This is a genomic window from Saccharospirillum sp. MSK14-1, from assembly GCF_003054965.1.
GTDB lineage: Bacteria > Pseudomonadota > Gammaproteobacteria > Pseudomonadales > Natronospirillaceae > Saccharospirillum.
In genome coordinates, this window is record NZ_MIES01000034.1 from 1 (window position 1) to 2,585 (window position 2,585).

At 53.8% G+C, this 2,585-nt stretch carries 1 rRNA gene; it reads right to left on the reverse strand.

The window, feature by feature from the left end:
- Window positions 1-2,585, reverse strand: a 23S ribosomal RNA gene (locus BGP77_RS17195); the annotation flags it as partial.

Below are 2,585 nucleotides of genomic sequence, written 5' to 3' on the forward strand. Positions count from 1 at the left end.
CTTAGATGCTTTCAGCGGTTATCCCGTCCGAACGTAGCTACCGGGCAATGCGATTGGCATCACAACCCGTACACCAGGGGTTCGTCCACTCCGGTCCTCTCGTACTAGGAGCAGCTCTTCTCAGTTTTCCAACGTCCACGGCAGATAGGGACCGAACTGTCTCACGACGTTCTAAACCCAGCTCGCGTACCACTTTAAATGGCGAACAGCCATACCCTTGGGACCGGCTTCAGCCCCAGGATGTGATGAGCCGACATCGAGGTGCCAAACACCGCCGTCGATGTGAACTCTTGGGCGGTATCAGCCTGTTATCCCCGGAGTACCTTTTATCCGTTGAGCGATGGCCCTTCCATACAGAACCACCGGATCACTATGACCTGCTTTCGCACCTGCTCGACCTGTCCGTCTCGCAGTCAAGCACCCTTGTGCCATTACACTAACCGCATGATTTCCGACCATGCTTAGGGTACCTTCGTGCTCCTCCGTTACTCTTTGGGAGGAGACCGCCCCAGTCAAACTACCCACCACACACGGTCCTCGCCCTGGATCACAGGGCTGAGTTAGAACCTCAAACTTGCCAGGCTGGTATTTCAAGGTCGGCTCCACCACCACTGGCGTGATGGTTTCTAAGCCTCCCAGCTATCCTACACAAACAAGTTCAAAGTCCAGTGTGAAGCTGTAGTAAAGGTTCACGGGGTCTTTCCGTCTAGCCGCGGATACACTGCATCTTAACAGCGATTTCAATTTCACTGAGTCTCGGGTGGAGACAGCGCCCCCATCGTTACGCCATTCGTGCAGGTCGGAACTTACCCGACAAGGAATTTCGCTACCTTAGGACCGTTATAGTTACGGCCGCCGTTTACCGGGGCTTCGATCAAGAGCTTCGCCTAAGCTAACCCCATCAATTAACCTTCCGGCACCGGGCAGGCGTCACACCCTATACGTCCACTTTCGTGTTTGCAGAGTGCTGTGTTTTTAATAAACAGTCGCAGGGGCCTGGTATCTTCGGCTGGCTTCCGCTCCAGTCGCAGGACCTTCACGTACACACCAGCGTGCCTTCTCCCGAAGTTACGGCACCATTTTGCCTAGTTCCTTCACCCGAGTTCTCTCAAGCGCCTGGGTATTCTCTACCGGACCACCTGTGTCGGTTTCGGGTACGGTTCGGTTGTACCTGAAGCTTAGAGGCTTTTCCTGGAAGCAGGGCATCAGTGACTTCGCGTTCCGTAGAACGACCGTCATCGTGTCTCAGGATTGTGGAACCGGATTTGCCTAATCCCACTCCCTACACACTTGAACCAGGACAACCAACGCCCGGATCACCTAGCCTTCTCCGTCCCCCCATCGCAGTACAACCAAGTACGGGAATATTAACCCGTTTCCCATCGACTACGCTTTTCAGCCTCGCCTTAGGGGCCGACTCACCCTGCCCCGATTAACGTTGGACAGGAACCCTTGGTCTTTCGGCGTGCGAGTTTTTCACTCGCATTGTCGTTACTCATGTCAGCATTCGCACTTCTGATACCTCCAGCATGCTTCTCAACACACCTTCAACGGCTTACAGAACGCTCCTCTACCACTTGTGCAAGCACAAGTCCGTAGCTTCGGTACCATGTTTGAGCCCCGTTATATCTTCCGCGCAGGCCGACTCGACTAGTGAGCTATTACGCTTTCTTTAAAGGATGGCTGCTTCTAAGCCAACCTCCTAGCTGTCTAAGCCTTCCCACATCGTTTCCCACTTAACATGGATTTTGGGACCTTAGCTGACGGTCTGGGTTGTTTCCCTTTCCACGACGGACGTTAGCACCCGCCGTGTGTCTCCCGGATAGTACTCTACGGTATTCGGAGTTTGCATGGGGTTGGTAAGTCGGGATGACCCCCGAGCCCAAACAGTGCTCTACCCCCGTAGGTATAAGTCCGAGGCGCTACCTAAATAGCTTTCGAGGAGAACCAGCTATCTCCCGGCTTGATTAGCCTTTCACTCCGATCCACAGGTCATCCCCTAATTTTTCAACATTAGTGGGTTCGGTCCTCCAGTTGATGTTACTCAACCTTCAACCTGCCCATGGATAGATCGCCGGGTTTCGGGTCTACATCACGCGACTGGACGCCCAGTTAAGACTCGCTCTCGCTACGGCTCCCCTATACGGTTAACCTCGCCACGTAATGTAAGTCGCTGACCCATTATACAAAAGGTACGCCATCACCCCGAAGGGCTCTGACTGCTTGTACGTACAGGGTTTCAGGGTCTATTTCACTCCCCTCTCCGGGGTTCTTTTCGCCTTTCCCTCACGGTACTGGTTCACTATCGGTCAACTGGGAGTATTTAGCCTTGGAGGATGGTCCCCCCGTCTTCAGTCAAGATATCACGTGTCCCGACCTACTCGATTTCACACCGTTGAGCTTTCGTGTACGGGGCTATCACCCACTATGGCGGTCCTTTCCAGAACCTTCCACTAACTGGCCCGGTGCTTAAGGGCTGGTCCCCGTTCGCTCGCCGCTACTAAGGGAATCTCGGTTGATTTCTCTTCCTCGGGGTACTTAGATGTTTCAGTTCCCCCGGTTCGCCTCTTGCACCTATGGATTCA